The organism is Pedobacter sp. AW31-3R, assembly GCF_052180285.1.
In the GTDB taxonomy this organism is placed as follows: domain Bacteria; phylum Bacteroidota; class Bacteroidia; order Sphingobacteriales; family Sphingobacteriaceae; genus Pedobacter.
Map to the genome: position 1 here is coordinate 4,022,020 of NZ_CP197475.1, position 17,177 is coordinate 4,039,196.

The 17,177-nt window shown below is 43.6% G+C and carries 14 protein-coding genes; 4 read left to right on the forward strand and 10 right to left on the reverse strand.

What is annotated here, in order from left to right; all coding sequences use genetic code 11:
- Positions 1–118: 118 nt before the first annotated feature.
- Both ACSBL2_RS16530 and ACSBL2_RS16535 read right to left on the reverse strand, forming a co-directional pair.
- The gene (locus ACSBL2_RS16530; RefSeq protein ID WP_442587651.1) at positions 119–1,654 is read right to left on the reverse strand and encodes an IS1182 family transposase; all 1,536 of its coding nucleotides are present in this window, start codon (positions 1,652–1,654) and stop codon (positions 119–121) included.
- Positions 1,655–2,097: 443 nt separating this feature from the next.
- Positions 2,098–4,995, reverse strand: coding sequence for an exo-beta-1,4-galactosidase (locus tag ACSBL2_RS16535; protein ID WP_442587652.1), 2,898 nt, complete (start codon positions 4,993–4,995; stop codon positions 2,098–2,100).
- Positions 4,996–5,292: 297 nt separating this feature from the next.
- Here ACSBL2_RS16535 and ACSBL2_RS16540 point away from each other — a divergent pair, with 297 nt between their 5' ends.
- On the forward strand, positions 5,293–6,246 hold the full coding sequence (locus ACSBL2_RS16540) for a glycoside hydrolase family 43 protein (protein WP_442587653.1): 954 nt from the start codon (positions 5,293–5,295) through the stop codon (positions 6,244–6,246).
- 110 nt (positions 6,247–6,356) lie between these two features.
- On the opposite strand, the gene ACSBL2_RS16545 is transcribed toward ACSBL2_RS16540, so the two are convergent.
- The 5 genes from ACSBL2_RS16545 to ACSBL2_RS16565 all read right to left on the reverse strand — a co-directional run bounded on the left by ACSBL2_RS16545 (position 6,357) and on the right by ACSBL2_RS16565 (position 10,606).
- Positions 6,357–7,031, reverse strand: a complete 675-nt coding sequence (locus tag ACSBL2_RS16545; RefSeq protein WP_442587654.1) for a YceI family protein — start codon at positions 7,029–7,031, stop codon at positions 6,357–6,359.
- 68 nt (positions 7,032–7,099) lie between these two features.
- A complete protein-coding gene (locus tag ACSBL2_RS16550; RefSeq protein WP_442587655.1) occupies positions 7,100–7,819 on the reverse strand; it encodes an alpha/beta hydrolase in 720 nt (239 codons plus the stop codon).
- 12 nt (positions 7,820–7,831) lie between these two features.
- The gene (gene ygiD, locus ACSBL2_RS16555; protein ID WP_442587656.1) at positions 7,832–8,722 is read right to left on the reverse strand and encodes a 4,5-DOPA dioxygenase extradiol; all 891 of its coding nucleotides are present in this window, start codon (positions 8,720–8,722) and stop codon (positions 7,832–7,834) included.
- Positions 8,723–8,824: 102 nt separating this feature from the next.
- Positions 8,825–9,655: a helix-turn-helix domain-containing protein gene (locus ACSBL2_RS16560; RefSeq protein WP_442587657.1), complete on the reverse strand. Its 831-nt coding sequence runs from the start codon at positions 9,653–9,655 to the stop codon at positions 8,825–8,827.
- A gap of 144 nt (positions 9,656–9,799) precedes the next feature.
- Entirely contained in the window at positions 9,800–10,606 is an 807-nt protein-coding gene (locus tag ACSBL2_RS16565) for a hypothetical protein (protein WP_442587658.1), read from the reverse strand.
- 264 nt (positions 10,607–10,870) lie between these two features.
- Here ACSBL2_RS16565 and ACSBL2_RS16570 point away from each other — a divergent pair, with 264 nt between their 5' ends.
- Entirely contained in the window at positions 10,871–12,244 is a 1,374-nt protein-coding gene (locus ACSBL2_RS16570; RefSeq protein ID WP_442587659.1) for an NAD(P)-binding domain-containing protein, read from the forward strand.
- Here the strand turns inward: ACSBL2_RS16570 and ACSBL2_RS16575 are convergent.
- Positions 12,222–13,526: a DUF6055 domain-containing protein gene (locus tag ACSBL2_RS16575; RefSeq protein WP_442587660.1), complete on the reverse strand. Its 1,305-nt coding sequence runs from the start codon at positions 13,524–13,526 to the stop codon at positions 12,222–12,224. The genes ACSBL2_RS16570 and ACSBL2_RS16575 overlap by 23 nt on opposite strands.
- Positions 13,527–13,885: 359 nt before the next feature.
- On the opposite strand from ACSBL2_RS16575, the gene efp reads away from it, so the two are divergent.
- Positions 13,886–14,446: an elongation factor P gene (gene efp / locus ACSBL2_RS16580; protein ID WP_442592242.1), complete on the forward strand. Its 561-nt coding sequence runs from the start codon at positions 13,886–13,888 to the stop codon at positions 14,444–14,446.
- A 125-nt stretch (positions 14,447–14,571) separates the two neighbouring features.
- Positions 14,572–16,065, forward strand: coding sequence for an aminotransferase-like domain-containing protein (locus ACSBL2_RS16585; RefSeq protein WP_442587661.1), 1,494 nt, complete (start codon positions 14,572–14,574; stop codon positions 16,063–16,065).
- Between the two features lie 96 nt (positions 16,066–16,161).
- On the opposite strand, the gene ACSBL2_RS16590 is transcribed toward ACSBL2_RS16585, so the two are convergent.
- Both ACSBL2_RS16590 and ACSBL2_RS16595 read right to left on the reverse strand, forming a co-directional pair.
- Entirely contained in the window at positions 16,162–16,602 is a 441-nt protein-coding gene (locus tag ACSBL2_RS16590) for a carboxymuconolactone decarboxylase family protein (RefSeq protein WP_442587662.1), read from the reverse strand.
- A 13-nt stretch (positions 16,603–16,615) separates the two neighbouring features.
- Entirely contained in the window at positions 16,616–17,059 is a 444-nt protein-coding gene (locus ACSBL2_RS16595; RefSeq protein ID WP_442587663.1) for a DoxX family protein, read from the reverse strand.
- Between the last annotated feature and the right edge of the window lie 118 nt (positions 17,060–17,177).

Sequence of the window (17,177 nt, forward strand, 5' to 3'; positions counted from 1 at the left end):
AAATTAGATGATGCAGCCTTTTTTTATGATGGGTAAGTTTTGTACCATCTCTGGACACCAACGCGTTCATTTGCATTTTAGTCATCTGATTTTGAAAAAGGTCAATGAAACAGCTCTTTTAGGCTGCTTTTTTTCTGATATTTTGTGCAATTGCGAGTAAGCCCCATTCGATGGCCACTTTTTCCTTTCCACGGAGCCTAAAGCGGCGGAACCCGTGGTTCTGTTTGATATTTCCGAAGACAGGTTCTACATCATAACATCGTTTCTTTCGCCGCTGTATTCCTTCTTCGCTGTTCAGCTTTTCGAATGCGTTTTGCTTAAGCCTGTTCAGGTTTTCATTGATTTCAATGATGCGGTTCTCTTTTGATTTATGGCAAACTGCTCTCATAGGACAGTTTTCACAATTCCTTGCCTGGTATCTTTTAAGGGTTTGCTTAAAGCCTGTTGTCGTCTTTTTTGTGTAAGACCCGATTGAGAGCATTTGCTGGCCCATTGGGCAGATATAACAATCCTGCTGCTGGTTATAAAAAAGTTTGTCTGCCCCAAAAGGAGATTTGCTGTTGTACTTACCCTTCTGCTGTTTATCGAACATGCCATATTTCACAAAAGCCTCAACTTTCTGATCTTCCAGCAGTTGGTAGTTTTCCTCAGAACCATAGCCTGCATCTGCTGTAAGTTTCTTTGGTGCTTTTCCAAAGCTGCTTACGTGTTGTTCCAGGTGGATCTTCAGGGTAGTCGTGTCGGTTGGGTTGGGATGTATCGTGTAATTGACGATAAACTGGTTAGAGGTAGATATCTGTACATTATAGCCGGGCTTCAGCTGTCCGTTTTTCATGTGGTCTTCTTTCATCCGCATGAAAGTAGCATCTGTATCTGTCTTACTATAACTGTTTCTCTCGCCCAAAATAGCCTCCTGAGCTTCATATCTGGCTATATTCTGCGGATAATTTTTAGTTACATACTTTAGCTTATCCTTCACTTTCTTGTCTATATCTTTCTGCCCGGCAAGCTTTTCATTCAGCTGCTCTACAGCTTGCTTTACCTTCTCACTATCAATCTGTTTAAAATCAGGCGGCTCAGGCATCTTGTCTTCATCACTGGCCACCTGTTGCGCATATTCCCAAATGTGGGTCAGCTGCTTTTTCATTTTTTCCTTATTGGTCTGAATGGATTTCTTCCAGACAAAAGTGTACTTGTTGGCACTGGCTTCGATCTTAGTCCCGTCGGTATTGATTTCCTCAATACTTAATAAGCCTTCAGCGGCAAGTAGTTTTACCACATCCTCAAATACACTGCGAAGGGCATGTTTCAGGCGTACACCCCGGAAACGGTTGATGGTATTGTGATCTGGGTAGCTCATGGAGCTCAGCCACATAAAGTAGATGCTTTCACGGCAAGCGGCAGCCAGCTTACGGCTCGAATAGATATTGGTGAGATAACCATAAACCAGAACTTTAAGCAAAAGTTGGGGATGATAGCTGGAACTGCCTTTAATGTGGTAGGCTTTTAGAAGAGGTTCTATACTAATCTTATTAATCACCTCATTTACAACTCTAACAGGATGGGAATCAGGAATTAATTCATCAAGAGTGGGCGGAATGGCAAGAATCTGCTGTTGGTTATAGGGCTTAAATACGGGTTCTCTGATTGCCATATCTAGTGTGTTTTAATACATTAAATATATGAAAATCAAATAATTGTGTCAATAGTGCTGCGAAAAAATGTTATAAAAAATAAGCAGAGACAGAAGCTATAAATAAAAAAAGAGGCTGATCATGATTTATGATACAGCCTCTTTCTTATTGCTGATCTGCCCCACATTATCCTTTCATTTTCCTGCCGGAACCGGAAGAAGGTATGGTTACCCCAAGTCAACCGGGCTCTACCTGTGTGTAGCTTCTTTGTCCTGTGGTGCATGAATCAGCCGAGTCAATTACAGATCGCAGGCAATCAGCGATACTTTCGAATCGACCTGTGATGCATGAACCATCCGAGCCAGCTACAGATCGCAGGTAATAAGCGATACTTTCGAATCGACCTGTGGTGCATGAACCAGTCGTGTCATTTACAGATACAAATGTTTTACAACTACTTCCGTTAGTTCGATTTGGGTTTCAGTTCATCAGGACTATCTTTTGTAAAGGTATCGAACTGAATTTTCGAGGGACTTTCAAAAATATCTTTCACCGTATCAAAGGCGACTTCATTAGCCGGATGAAATTGGGCAGACAACATGTATTGTTGCAAACTAAAATAGAGTTGCTGTGCTGCAGGTTGCCCCTTTAAATCTGGCGACAGGTCTGCACTCGAAACCACCAGTTTCCCCTTTCCAACTCTCGCCTCAAAAACCAGGGCTAACCTGCGGTTTAAAAACCAGGTGTCAATAGGTTGAATAATAGGCCTGAACCCCGATGGAAAATCCTCCAGGTTCATTACCTGAGCTTTATTCACAACTTCCCACCACTGCATATCACTGTGATCCGCTGTAGGAAAATCATTAAAGGCCGGATGTTCTGGATGGCAAAGAATGCCCAGCGTATGCGGGGGACGCATTTTAAACCATGAGGTATTCCAAAAAACAGGAAGAAATGTTTGTACAACCTCCTTGCCCTTTACCACATTTCCAGACGCATTCAGAAATACATTCCCCCCTTCATCTAATATTTTTTTTGCCTTTTCATCCAACTGACGGGTATAGTAAAAGTCCGCTTTAACTTTAGGAAGTTCAGCCGGATACACCCAGAAATTCCAGTCGTTTGCAAAATCAGTGCCGTCTATGGTCACTTCCAGCTGAAGCTGAGTCGCTTTCTCAATAGTACTCAGGGGATAATCAATACGACCGATCTCAATGCAATTGCCAATTGGCAGCGTTTTAGGATGGAAAGTTCCATGCCCTAAAATCTCTCCCGAAGAATCTTTGAGCGTCCATGAAAGTTTTGCATCTTCCAAAGGAGCTTTTCCAAAATGTGCCACTTCAATGTCCGCCACCAATTTTTCCTTATTCGTATAGACAAACTTTGAGGCCCTGAGCAGTGGTACCGTACTATTGGAAAACCGCTTAAATTCCCTGGCAGTAACGTAGCCCTTCTCTTCCCAGAAAGCATCGAGTACGCCTACCAATGCAGTTCCCTGCCCCGGATAATCATTCAGGGACAGGAGCTGAAACCCGGCATAACCGGGTGTTCTTAACGCTTTCTCTATCTCATTTTTATAACATAAAACCTGCAGTTTACCTGAAGCCCTCAGAAATTCATCAGCCTGATCTGCCATATCATGATCAGCTAAGTCCTCCTGGAACATCTCGAAGTTCCTTGCCCGGTACACCCCATTGTATTTTTTAATCTCTTTGAAATTTGGGAATACACAATACTGTCCCATCTCATGGGCCACAAAGGGCACGGTGAATTGCGCGATCTTCTGGGCATAGGTAGAGATGCTTTCCGGACGTTGCCCCCAATCCAGGCCCCTCGCGCCCGCACGCACCATAAATTCATTGTTTGGAATCACGGGCCAGCTGCCCCCTACTGAAGCACCAGTATACAGCCTTCTCGAATCCTTTGCCTTCCAGTAGTCGTTGAACTTTGTCAGGTATTCCACTTGTCTGCCCCGGGGTTCATTGCCATAAGCCATCATACAGAAGGAGGCATAGTTCCCGTAATTTTTGGTCATACGGTTGGTTTCATCATAGATAAACTGATCAATCGGTTTGCCTTCACCAATTGAGCTGCCGTGGTTTGCCCAACTCGGCCCCTCAGGCTGAAGATAAAACCCTGTCAGATCAGCCGCAATGAATGCAGCCTCCGGCGGGCACCAGGAATGAAAACGCATATGGTTTAAACCATGGGCTTTTGAGATTTTGAATATCCTTTCCCAGGCCGCCACATCCATCGCCGGATATCCTGTTAAAGGAAACTCACAGTTATTTACCGTTCCACGTAAGAAAACAGGGCGGCCATTGATCTCAAAACTTCGCCCCACAGCCTTGAATTCCCGCATCCCGAACTGGACCTGTTTCTCGTCCTTTTTGCCGTCTTTGGCAAGTAAGGATGCAGTCAGGCGATACAAGGCCGGATCAAATTCATCCCAGGTGACAATTTGATCGCCCATCGGCAGGTCAACCTCCAAAAATGCTTTTCCATCCTTCACCTGATAAGGTACCGTAACAGGTTTTACCTTGATCATAACTGCAGTATTGAAGCTTTTTGCCGATAAGGTGATGTTTCCACTGGAAGTCATCCCCTTTACAGCACTGAGCTGCATCTTCACTTTTACCAGTTTACGTTGAAGATCAGGATAAAGCTGAATATCATCAAAATAAACCGGAGAACCGGCCTGTAAAAACATTTTACCCACAACGCCATTCCAATTGCCCTGTGTATGATCGGTTAAACTGTGTGAATCCTGTCCCACATTGATTTGCCTGATGCGATTATCGATTAAGAGCGTAATCCTGTGTTTCCCGGGTTTAAGACTTGCCGGCAGTTCAAAATTCTGGGCCACAACGAAGGTAAACCGGGTGCCGATTTCTACGTCATCAATCCAGACGCGGGTTTCTGAATGCGGGTATTCCAGTGATAAAACCACCCGCTTAGCTTTCCAGTCCGCCGGGATATAGATATCTTTCTGATACCAGGCTGCACCAGTATAATGTTTGTGTGGCGTTAACCAGAAAGGAATCTTAAGGTGGCCCGGTTGACGGTATTTTTCCAATCGCGGATTAAAATAATAGGAGCTATCATAAATACTCCCGGTCCACTTTGTTTTTAAGCTGATATCGTCGCCCTTTAGGTTTTCAGCCATAGAGCCCGGCAAAGTGATGGTATCAGAAAGGGTGGTATTGTACCAATCTCCAGGGATTCCCTCATCCCTCGTGTCAATTTTAAATCTCCATTTGCCCTTCAGGGAAATAGTTTGTGCAAGAGCTGCTGTGGAGCAAATAAAAATCAGGCAAATAGCCGCAATTATCCGCTTATTGGAGGATACCTTTTTCTGCATATTTAATTGAAATGAATGTCAACACATTCCTGATGTCAGGTAAAAATGCTATTATAAGGCTAAAATTAACCATCAGCATCCTGTGGTGTCCTGCAGTATCAGGATTGTTACCTCTGCCGCCTTCAAAAGCCACTCCCGCCGCCGGAAGATCAAAGTGTCGCTTGAGTCGATATCAACAGGGAACACCTTGCATTCGTCATGAAATATCCCCGGTAATTTTGAATATTGACTTGCTCCACTTATCTTCATCACATTGAATAACAGCAGATCACCTCCCCTATAAACCCAATAGTAAACATGTTCAAAAAAGTAAACAAATTAACAACGATCACCTTCCTCCTCTTCCTGCTCAGTATCCCCTGTTTAAAAGCACAGTCAAAGAATGGGCCTTATCTTTTTGCCTATTTTAAAGGAAACGGAGAAGATGGCTTACACTACGCGTATAGCCATGATGGATACCAGTGGAAGGCCCTGAAAGATGACCGCCCTTTTCTTACCCCTACCGTAAGTAAGGACAAACTGATGCGTGATCCCTGTATCATCAGGGGTGCGGATGGCCGGTTTCATATGGTATGGACCGTAAGCTGGAATGATAAGGGAATCGGTTATGCCTCTTCCACTGACCTTATTCACTGGACTGAACAACAGTTTATCCCGGTCATGGCGGGAGAAAAAGAAGCCAGGAACTCCTGGGCACCCGAGATTACCTATGATCCTGTTTCCAAAATATACATGATCTACTGGGCAACAACCATCAACGGGAAGTTTACGGAAACGGCCGCCAGTGGGGATGATGGATACAATAACCGCTTATACCAGGTAACCACAAAAGACTTTAAAACATTTACCGAAACCAGGCTACTGTTTGATCCGGGCTATAACGTCATCGATGCAACCATTGTGAAGGAGGGGAAACGCTTTATCATGTTCTTTAAAGATGAAACGCGTAAACCAGCAGCAAAGAACCTGAAGATTGCCTATAGCGAGGCGATCACAGGTCCATACCTTTCCAGCGAGCCACCATTCACCGGAAAATACTGGGCAGAAGGGCCAACCACGCTGAAAATCAATGATACCTGGCTGGTCTATTTTGATAAATATACAGAAAAAAAATACGGCGCACTGGCTTCAGGCGATTTAAAAACCTGGACCGATCAATCAGACCGGATCAGTCTGCCGAAAGGGATCAGGCATGGTACTATTCTAAAAATATCTGCCAGGGAGCTTAAAAAACTACAGGAGGAAAAATAGCGGAGGCCCCATTTTTCAGCAGCACCCCGACAAAGCGGGGAACCCTAAAATAAAAAGCTCCTGCTCATCACGAACAGGAGCTTTTTAAGCTATTAAAGGAAGAATCGATCTTATTTTGCTGCTTTCACATCAATACCAATTTCGATATCTTTACTGATCATCCATTCTGCCGGATCAGCTGCAGTGCTACCGAATTTAATACCCCAGTCTGTACGGTTAACCGTGAATTTAGCCAATACGGAAACCGCAGCTTCTTCTACTGTAACCTTAGCAGGGAAAGTTACATTCAATGTTTTACCCATTAAGGTCAGGTTACCGCTTACTGTTTTGTTAGCGCCGTCCACTGCGTCAGCTGGTGCTGTAGCAAGATCAGCAACAGTAGTCACTTTAAATTCTGCAGTAGGGTTTTTCTCTACATTAAAAAAGTCAGGGTTTTTCAAGTGCGCTTCCAGATCTGTAGCTTTTTTATCTTTCTCAGTTACCGAAGCGGTATCAACTTTAATTGATTGCATGTCTATGACAAAATCACCCGAAGTCAGCTGTCCTTCTGCTGTAGATATTTCACCTGATTTAAGTGCAATGGTACCCCAGCGTGGAGCAAAACCTCCTTTATGGAAAGCTTTCCAATCTACTTTTGAAGTTTCCAGGTTGACGGCATAAACCTCTCCGCTCTTTTCTGCAACTTGCTGTTCTTCACCGGTTGAAGCATTTTTAGTTGAATTTCCGCCACAAGCGGCAAACAATAAAGCCACGCTTGCCAATGCCAATACACTGATTTTTTTCATCTTTTTTTAAAGTTTAAATGGATTATTAATTTATATGTTGTTTTATTCGCAGCTGAAGATATAAAATATTAGTTGTTTAACCATCTAATTACCTCGGCCAGCATTTCTCCGTTAATCTTATGCACCTCATCGAAGGCATGAAAATCTGGTTGCAATCCTTTCCCCTCCAGGTAGCTCAGGGCATCAGTTGCAAAGCCAAACCGCAGCACAGGATCCTGCTTGCCATGGGAAATGAATATCCGCAGTTTCTTTAACCTTTCACTGGAAACGACCAGCGGTTTTACTTCAGGCAATAGTCTTCCACTCATCACCGCAATACCGGCAATTTTTTCTGGACTCGTCAGGGCCACACTGTAGCTCATGATTCCTCCCTGGCTGAACCCCATTAAATACACCTGGTGTTCATCAAATTCCTCTACTGTCTTTAAATCTTCAATAAACTGCAGGATGACTTTACGCGACTTTTCTGCCTGCATTTCATTGATGACCGGCCCCTGAGATCCAAATTGCACCTGGAACCAGCCATAACTATCTTTTCCCAGCATCAATGGGCCTCTGGCGGAGACGACCTTAAATTTGTCGGGCAGTGCATCTGCAAAAGAAAACATATTTTGCTCGTTACTGCCTACGCCATGCAATAAAATCACTAAAGGCACTTTATCTGTGTGTAATTTTGGCTGCCTTACGACATAATGTAGGGCAGGTTGGGGTGTGGTATGATTCATTTTAAAACTAAAACTGATGATGACGATGAGAACTAAGACTATTCCAATACTATATTTTTTCATGCCTTTTCTTTTTTAGGCCGTACCTATTTTTACAGACAACATGTTCAGGGAACCTGCCACCAGGGCATCATTGAAAATATGGGTATGCTCATCTTTTTCCTGAAGTGCCAGGGTATAAAGCAGTGGAAGAAAATGTTCCGGTGTAGGCACAGCCAGCTGGAACTCCCGCCCCTGCTTATTGAAATCAATGAGTGACCGGTGATCCCCTTCCATAATCATTTTTTTCATTTTCTCGTTGGCGGTCAGTGCCCAGTCAAATCCATATCCCGGAGTCATCATCTTATCCCAGGCCGCCAGGCGGAGGTTATGTACCGTATTTCCGCTCCCAATAATAAGCACTCCTTTACGCCTTAACGCGGAAAGTTCCTTGCCCAGGGCATAGTGGTAAGCAGCAGGTTGCGTATGGTCAATACTCATTTGTACAATGGGAATATTCGCCTCCGGATAAAGGTGTTTGACTACACTCCAGCATCCATGGTCAAGTCCCCAGTCCTCACTCAGCCCTACGGGAACAGATTTAATCAGTGCTTTGGTCGCTTTTGCCAGATCAGGACTACCCGGCGCCGGATATTGTACATCAAACAATGCCTGCGGAAACCCTCCGAAATCATGAATGGTCTCCGGATGTTCCATGGCAGTGACAAAGGTACCCCGGGTTTCCCAGTGGGCGGAAATACAAAGGATGGCTTTGGGTTCAGGCAGGTCCTTACGGATCCGTTCAAAGCCTTCCGTGAAGGTATTTTTCTCTATGGCATTCATGGGATTTCCATGGCCCAGAAAGAGCACGGGCATCCGCACTGTAGGATTAAAATCTTTTGTGGCAGCCTGCAGTGTATTCAATTTATAGGCTGCAGCTCCGAATGGCAATATACTCATGGCTTTTAAAAACTCCTTTCTCTTCATGACCTGACAAAGGTGACCAAAAGGAACAGCACACCGGTTACACAAATCGGAAGAAGAGTAGTAGTTTTAGGAAAAAACAGGAACTTTAGAAAAACATCCGGTTTAGGAAAACATTCTGGAAATATCTTCCCGGAATTCTTTTGGTGTCATGCCTGCCTTCTTTTTAAATGTATGCGTAAAATAGCTTTTCTCTTTATATCCCAGTTCATAGCCAATTTCAGAAATTGTCAGGTCGGTGGTCATCAACAGGTTTTTAGCCTCCGTCAGCTTACGGGTTTCAATAATCTCTGACACACTACGGTGCAGGATGCCCTGACAGATTAAATTGAGGTTCCTGACCGACATGAATAACTTCTCTGCATAAAAGTTTACATCTTTCGGCTCTTTATAGTATTCTTCCAGCAGATTCAGAAAGTTCCGGAAGGTTGCACCCTGAATCTTCTTTGATTCTTCATTATTCAGGTTCATTTTGCGCCGTTCAGATTCGATTATGGTAAAGAGTGCACTCAGCAACTGCCGCAATACCGAAAGATCCGGGGAAGGGAAAGTATATTCCTGATAAATTATCCCGCAGATCTGGTTCAGCCGGTCAAAGCAGACCTCATCCTTCATGCTGATATTCGCATTGTTATGATAGGAGGAATACAGCTGAAAAATGGTTTCAGGTATAAACTCACTTCTGAAACGCAACACCCAGATATCACATTTCCCATCTAACGGAACTGGTCGTAAACGGTGTACTTTTCCACTGGAAATGAAACTAACAAATGGTGCAGTGACCGTCTCGGAATTAAAATCAATGAAATGCTCCAGCTGACCTTCATTGCCTATGATCAGCTCTTCAAAATCATGGTTATGCAGGTCGTTCCCTGCAAGAAGTATTTTATTGGCTTCATCTGCATCAATTCTGAATATCTTAAAAATTTCTCTCATCCCTGCTCTTGAATATGGTTAAGCATGCAAAAATATAGAATTCAACCGGGGTGATGGTCATTAAAACCGAAATACAGAACAGATGCAGACATAAGCGTTTGATACCAACAATAATTTTCTAATCAGGGTTCAGCCCTTCCGGAATCAGTTGGCTTCAAAAATCTCCTCGCCAAAGATATTCTTCTTATAGGTCCCCAGCACCCTTCCCCTTTCATCCTCTACCACCTTATCGCCATGGATATTGGTCTTATAAATTCTCTTCTTCCCATCTTTATATTCTTCTACATCATTCCCTAAAATATCTTTTTTTAAGGTGGCAATTACATTTCCTCTTTCATCCTCCAGCACCTGCTCACCATGGATATTGGTCTTATAAATCCTCTTCTTCCCATTCCCCTCAGCATCGCTCCCAAAAACATCTTTTTTTAAGGTGGCAATTACCTTTCCTCTCCCATCCTCCAGCACCTTATCGCCAAAGATATTGGTCTTATATACTTTCTTTCCCCCATTCTGATTCTCTTCCACGTCATTGCCGAAAATATCCTTTTTAAACTTTGCGATTACATTTCCTCTTTCATCTTCCACTATTCTATCGCCGAAGACATTGGTTTTATATATTCTCTTTTTCCCATTCTCATACTCTTCTACGTCATTGCCGAAAATATCCTTTTTAAACTTTGCGATTACATTTCCCCTGCCATCCTCCACAACGATATCACCATGAATATTCTTCTTATATACCTTTGTTCCTCCATCGACGTCGTCGATACCGCCTCTACCGGAGAATACAGTCTGGGCATTTCCAAAATAGGGGGCAACCATGAGGAACATGGCGAGAATAAATATTTTCCCTGAAAAGTCCGGTTGATGGACTGAAGAAGGAGTGCTTTCCAGCAGCCTATTTTTTGCACGATACAAAAAACAGGCACAGTTGTCTGTTGCAATTTTCATAACATTAAGGTTTAAATTTGTGTGTATTCTAATGTATGAATTTCTACTGAAAATTGAATCGGCAAGCCTGTTGTATCAAAAATATTTCAGTAGAAAACAGTTTACTGCGCCGGATACCTGAAAAAACCGCTGGCAGTAGCCCCCTTCCTACAGATGGGACAGCAGAAAACCCATCCCAATTGCGTTAGTTTTAGTCGGCATTGCGTTAACAGACACCCGCTGGTGTCCCTTAAGTTTGTGCAAAAAAAAGAATACATGCCGCACATGACCACCTCACACCCTCAGGAAATATATGATGTCATTATTATTGGTGCAGGACAAGCAGGCCTGGCCATCAGTTATTATCTTGAAAAAAAGAACTGTACATATATCGTACTTGAACAGGGCCGCATTGCCGAGTCATGGCAGTCCCAGCGCTGGGATTCTTTTACCCTGAACACCCCCAACTGGATGACCTGCCTGCCTGGTATGGAAGTAAATGAAATGAATAAAGACCAGTTCATGACCAAAAATGAATTTATCAGCTACCTGCAGGATTACGCCCTGAAATTTAAGCTTCCTGTTAAGGAAAATCACCGGGTAACCGCAGTGTCCAAATACAACGCAAAGCTTCAGGAAAGTGAAAAGAACGAATACTTTGCTATCAGCACCTTACATCAGGAAATAAGAAGTACCTGGTATGCCAAAAAGGTAATTATTGCTTCAGGGGGGATCAACAAGCCAGTAATTCCCTCCCTTCAGCAGGTCATCCCTCAACAGATTGCACAATTCCATGCGGTCAGTTACCGTAACGCCGGACAATTACCTCAGGGTGCCGTATTGGTTGTAGGTAGCGGACAGTCCGGTGTACAAATTGCAGAAGAGCTGGCGCTCTCCGGACGAATGGTCTACCTGGCGGCCAGTAAAGTGGGCCGCAGCCCCAGACGTTACAGGGGAAAAGACATGATGGACTGGCTTGTTCAGACTGGCTTCCAGGAGATCAGCTGCTCATCAGCAGAGGGAACAGCACAATCCAGCAGTATACAACCACAGGTATCCGGGAAAGGGCCTCTGGGACACACCATAAGTCTCCAGTCACTACATGCTCTTGGGGTAACCATTCTGGGTAAATTATCGGGTATCACCAACGGCACATTGTCTTTTGGCCATGCAGCAGATGATATCAGGTATGCCGATGCTTTTTCCAGTAGGATGAAAAAGAAAGTTGATGATTATATTGACAAACATCAAATCATTGCAGAGGAAGATCTTGTAGAAAAAACCTGTACAAATGAACAAGTGGCAGCGCAAAGCACGGCTAGGGATAAAAAAGTAACCACAGCAATGGAAGCGACTACCGATACTGCTGACCTTCCGGATCCGGAAGCCAGGTCTGCATCTCCACTCAGTTCGTTAGGGATAGAAAATATTTCATCCATTATCTGGGCGACAGGTTTAAGTGCCGATTACAGCTGGATTAACCTGCCTGTCACTGACGAAAATGGAAAACCCATCCATCAGGAAGGACAGTCCCCCATTGAAGGACTGTATTTCCTTGGACTTCCCTGGTTGCGAAAAAGAAAATCAGGATTGGTCTACGGTGTGGCTGAAGATGCGTTCCTCCTGTCAGAAAAAATTATTCAGGACTTGTCCCTGTAAGCTTAAATTCATAAGGCCATTGTTCGTTTTGCTCTTCTTTGTCAGACACCTTCCAATGGTCTTTTGGAGCTCCAGTCACCACCAGCCATAAAAATGCGGTCTCTGCCGGAACCTTAAAAGTGGCACTCCCCTGAACATCGGAAAAAACATCACCATATACACGGCTTCCATCTTTTTTCACCGCTAAAAACCCATATTTCCAGCCCGCTTTATCGGTTTGGATTGCCCTGAAACCCTGGATACCTGCTACACCTTTAAAATCCAGTTTCAGCACTGTTCCTTCTGCAGGTACCTGAAGCCTGATCCCATTGTATCCATAGTTCTGTGGACAGCTGCTTTCCTCAATCCTGTACCAGCCATTGGCCAGGGTATCAATTTTAGTGGTATGCTGATTCGCATATTTTGCAGCCAGTTTTTCTATCCTTTTCATATCCCAGGTGATAAAACGACGGGAGGCATCAAACATCTCCTCATTAAACTGTTCCTGGTTAATGCCGGTTATCCTTTTATAGGTCATCACAATATCTTCTCCATCCTTGGTTTCACGCATCAGCTTTCCAAAAAAATCAATGCCGTGTGTATTCGACCAATATTCCAGTACATATGGAGAATGGTACATGTTTGTGGGATGAAGAAAAGCATAATTGGTTTTCTTCATGAAACTCACCAGGTGGTAATTTTCAAAACTCATCCATTCCGGGTAAACCTGCCACAGCATATACTGGGCGGACATCTCCATAATTGGTCCCCTGAAACCGGTTCCATTGTCATTACTTGCAATATACTGGAAGGCATGTCCCAATTCATGCGCCAGCGCCCCATAAGGTGCTTTACTCATCCTTACCGCCGGAGTCCACAAAATACCAACTTTGTTTTCTGCCCCTCCGCCAAATGCAGTTTGCTCATCACCACCAATAACATAAAACAAGACCTTGTATTTATCCGTCAGCGATTTTCCCTTCTTTACAATTTTCAGCTTATTGACATAAAAACCATAAAAACGTTCGCATTCCTTCAAAGCTTCCTTCACGTCAAAACGTTTGCTGACATCCGGATTCTGCATGGGATCCTTTCCAAATTCTTTGGCCCAGAAAATTGCGATGTTATCCGATTCCACCTTTCGCTGATGACTGTACTCGCTGTTGTCATCATTGTAGTCGTTGTTATCCGGTACCCGCCATACCTTTGCCGGTATATAAGTTTCTTTCTTCGCTACCTGCCCGGTTAAAAAAATACCGGTAAGTACCACCATAATGCCCTTTGAAATCGAATGTATAATCATATAATGAGGTTAGGTTTAGGAATTTTAAAGATATTCGGCCCGCAAATCATAAGCCTATCATAATTTAACCAATACCCCTCCTATTTTATCCTGTATCTTACCAGGCAGAATTTGAGGCTAATTTTGCACATTCACTTAAATATAGCCCCCCCTATTTATTCATCATCCAGTCCCAAAATACCTTAACACCTGGTCTTGTACAGAAAAAACGATACCTTCAATGCATGGACTGATGCCCAATCTCCCTAAATCAGGCGTGTCTCCATTCAGGAGAATAATTGCAACATCTTTTGGAATTCACTTTAAATAAACAAAAAAGCGTATATCTTTGGACTCAAATTTTACAATTAAAATCTTTTATGGCAAAAGCATCTGAAATTAAAGTAGGAAATATTTTACGTTTCAACGGAGAGCTGGTAACAGTTACTGAAATTCTTCACCGTACACCAGGTAAAGGTGGCGCATTCTACTTAGGCAAATTTCGTAATATTAAAACCGGAAAAATTGTTGAAGCACGTTTGGCAACTGATGAACAAGTTGAAATTTGCCGTGTTGAAACCAGTGATTTCCAATATTTATATGAAGAAGGTGATTATTTTGTAGTAATGGATAATGTCACTTTCGATCAGTTCAATATTCCTAAAGCCTTATTTGGTCCGGCAGCTAAATTCATCAAAGAAGGGATGGACGTTATCGTTTCTTTTGAAAGCGAAGAACCAATTATGGCCCAGGCACCGAACTTTGTTGAACTTGAAATTACCTATGCAGAACCTGCAGTTAAAGGTGATACGTCTTCAGGCGCACAGAAATATGCAACACTGGAAAATGGTATCGAAATTAAAGTGCCTTTGTTTGTTAACGTAGGTGATAAAATTAAACTGGATACCCGTACCGGAGACTACGTGGAACGCGTGAAATAAATGTTAATTCCTGCAAAAAGGAGAAAAAGCGGCTCATGTTGAGCCGCTTTTTTATTTTTAGCGCTTTTTCTCTGTACTTTTAAACTTCGGTGTGCCACCCATGAAAGGACACCTTAAGGCGCCATATGACAACCCAGACACTTCCTTTCCAGACTTTAATCACGATTGACAGAAATGCTTCGATTCCTGTTTTCCAACAGATTGTGAGTGGAATGATCCGTGTGATTACCGATGGACTTCTTCAGCCAGGATTTAAGATCCCCGCCAGCAGGGAACTTGCCGATAGGCTGAATGTGCACCGCACTACTGTGGTCGCTGCCTATGAAGAACTGAAGATACAGGACTGGATCGTGTCTGTTCCCCGGAAAGGGATTTTTATTTCGACGGAACTGCCCCTGCTTAAGCCGAGGGCTTTCAAAAAAACAGCGGACAAGAGTATTCATGTTGAGGAACAGAACGATTTTTTCTTAAAAGTAACGCCCCTTCCTGAGACTGAAGAGCAGCCTGTCAACTATAGGATGGTCATTAGCGATGGCTTTCCTGATGCAAGGATAGCCCCCTTAAATTCCCTGCTGGCACAATACAGGAAATACCTGAAAAAGCCTTATATGAATGGTTTATTTATGCAAGGCAAACCTTCGGGATCGGCAAGCCTCAGAACGGAACTGGCTTCCTTTCTTGCGAAAACGAGAGGGCTATCTATTGACGCTGACCACATGATGCTCACCAGGGGAGCACAAATGGCCATCTTTATCGCCGCAAGAATGGTCATCAAACCCGGCTCTACCGTCATCGTTGCGGAACCGAACTACCATTTCGCCAATAAAGTGTTTGAACATCTCGGTGCGCAGCTTATCCAGGTAAACGCTGATGCCAATGGAATTGATGTGGATACTGTAGCACAGATCTGCAAGACCCAAAAACCGGACCTGTTGTATATCATTCCCCACCACCATCATCCAACAACAGTCACCCTCAGCAGTGAAAGAAGGATAAAACTCCTGGAAATCATCAGGAATTATAAAATCCCTGTGATTGAAGATGATTACGATTATGATTTTCATTATGGAAACAGTCCGATTCTTCCTTTGGCAAGTGCAGATCACCATGGTTTTGTATTGTACATCGGTTCAATCACCAAGACATTGGCACCCTCGGTCAGGTCGGGCTACCTGGTCGCGGGAAAAGAGTTCATCCGGCAGGCTTCAGCCCTAAAGCAAATGATGGAAATGCGCGGCGACCTGTTGATGGAAGAAGCTATTGCATCCTTGTATAGGAACGGAGAAATGCAAAAACACATCAGTAAATCGATCAAGCTGTATAAATCAAGGCGCAATACCTTCTGCGACCTGCTGAAGAATGAACTGACGGATATGGTTACTTTTTCCAAACCAGCGGGCGGCATGTCGGTCTGGGTGACTTTTGATGAAAAATATCCGCTTGCCATCGTGTCTGCGAAACTGGCAAAGGCTGGTATTTTCCTGAGTAATGGCAGTCCATACAATACCGCAGCTGTAAATTATAACGGAGTGAGGATCGGTTTTGCCGCCCTGAACACCGCTGAAATGGAAGATTTTATCAGTACGTTGAAACGGATTAAGCTCAGTTTCCATGTGTAAAAAAGAAATCCCGGCAGCTGTGACCAGGCTAAAAACAGGATTGCAGATCAAAAATGCATTCTTCCACCCCTCAGTAGAAGAATGCAGCACAGTTCATTAATCCTTCACCGGTTGCAGATGGGTCGTAATCGCTAATCTGTTCCAACCGTTAATCGTGATCACCGCCATGATCACCTGCGCAACTGATACCTCATCCAGTACTTTAGCCAGGTGGTTATAGGTCTCATCAGTAACACCTTTGGAAATTAAGGTCATTTCTTCTGCCAAGGCCAGGGCAGCTCTTTCCACTTCAGTAAAGAAGGGCGTATCCCTCCAGGCACTTAAGGCATAGATACGTTGTTCTGTTTCTCCATATTTTCTCGCGTCTTTGGTATGCATATCGATGCAGAATGCACAACCATTGATCTGGGAAACCCGGATTTTGATCAGTTCTTTCAGGCTTTTTTCCAGTTTTGTCTGGTTCAAATATTTTTCTAATTCCAGTAAGGCCTGATAAGCCAGCGGTTGTACCTGGTGTACATTAACTCTATTGCTCATAATTTAAATTTATTTATTTCTCTACTTTATAATTATCCAGACTCCAGCGGTATACAGGAATACCTGCCAGCAGTAATGATGAAGCACTGGCCACAAACACAGCATAGGTGAAGGGAGCGCGGTATCCTGCAAAAAACAGCATACTGAACGCAAAGGCCAATGTCAAGCCGAAACTACCCATTGCCGCTAATCTTGTTTGATACCCCAGCACCAATGCTATTCCGAATAGGATCTCCCCTGCTGTAGCCAAAATGGCCATGAGGGTGGTTAAACCGGTATTCATATAAGGCATTAAAGTTTGTGTGTACACCACAAAATTATCCCAATTTCCCCAGGCATTCCCCTGCTGCCCAACTTCCCCCAGCCACCCGAACCTGTCCATTACAGGAAGAATAAATCCTGAGCCGAGAGATACACGTAGAAATAATTGGGAGATATCGAATGTTTGATTATTCATGGCAGGTGTGAGTGTGAATTGATTTTTGTATCCTCAAAAGTAAGGCACAACAGAAAGGTATTCACATACCAGATTTGAGGAACAGGGCAGACCAGAGCGCAACTCCTTTTTTAAACAA

Excerpts from the sequence above, each read along its gene's own strand:
- ACSBL2_RS16530 (WP_442587651.1), bottom strand. The coding sequence starts at position 1,654 with ATGGCAATCAGAGAACCCGTATTTAAGCCCTATAACCAACAGCAGATT.
- ACSBL2_RS16535 (WP_442587652.1), bottom strand. The coding sequence starts at position 4,995 with ATGCAGAAAAAGGTATCCTCCAATAAGCGGATAATTGCGGCTATTTGC.
- ACSBL2_RS16540 (WP_442587653.1), top strand. The coding sequence starts at position 5,293 with ATGTTCAAAAAAGTAAACAAATTAACAACGATCACCTTCCTCCTCTTC.
- ACSBL2_RS16545 (WP_442587654.1), bottom strand. The coding sequence starts at position 7,031 with ATGAAAAAAATCAGTGTATTGGCATTGGCAAGCGTGGCTTTATTGTTT.
- ACSBL2_RS16550 (WP_442587655.1), bottom strand. The coding sequence starts at position 7,819 with ATGAAAAAATATAGTATTGGAATAGTCTTAGTTCTCATCGTCATCATC.
- ygiD (WP_442587656.1), bottom strand. The coding sequence starts at position 8,722 with ATGAAGAGAAAGGAGTTTTTAAAAGCCATGAGTATATTGCCATTCGGA.
- ACSBL2_RS16560 (WP_442587657.1), bottom strand. The coding sequence starts at position 9,655 with ATGAGAGAAATTTTTAAGATATTCAGAATTGATGCAGATGAAGCCAAT.
- ACSBL2_RS16565 (WP_442587658.1), bottom strand. The coding sequence starts at position 10,606 with ATGAAAATTGCAACAGACAACTGTGCCTGTTTTTTGTATCGTGCAAAA.
- ACSBL2_RS16570 (WP_442587659.1), top strand. The coding sequence starts at position 10,871 with ATGACCACCTCACACCCTCAGGAAATATATGATGTCATTATTATTGGT.
- ACSBL2_RS16575 (WP_442587660.1), bottom strand. The coding sequence starts at position 13,526 with ATGATTATACATTCGATTTCAAAGGGCATTATGGTGGTACTTACCGGT.
- efp (WP_442592242.1), top strand. The coding sequence starts at position 13,886 with ATGGCAAAAGCATCTGAAATTAAAGTAGGAAATATTTTACGTTTCAAC.
- ACSBL2_RS16585 (WP_442587661.1), top strand. The coding sequence starts at position 14,572 with ATGACAACCCAGACACTTCCTTTCCAGACTTTAATCACGATTGACAGA.
- ACSBL2_RS16590 (WP_442587662.1), bottom strand. The coding sequence starts at position 16,602 with ATGAGCAATAGAGTTAATGTACACCAGGTACAACCGCTGGCTTATCAG.
- ACSBL2_RS16595 (WP_442587663.1), bottom strand. The coding sequence starts at position 17,059 with ATGAATAATCAAACATTCGATATCTCCCAATTATTTCTACGTGTATCT.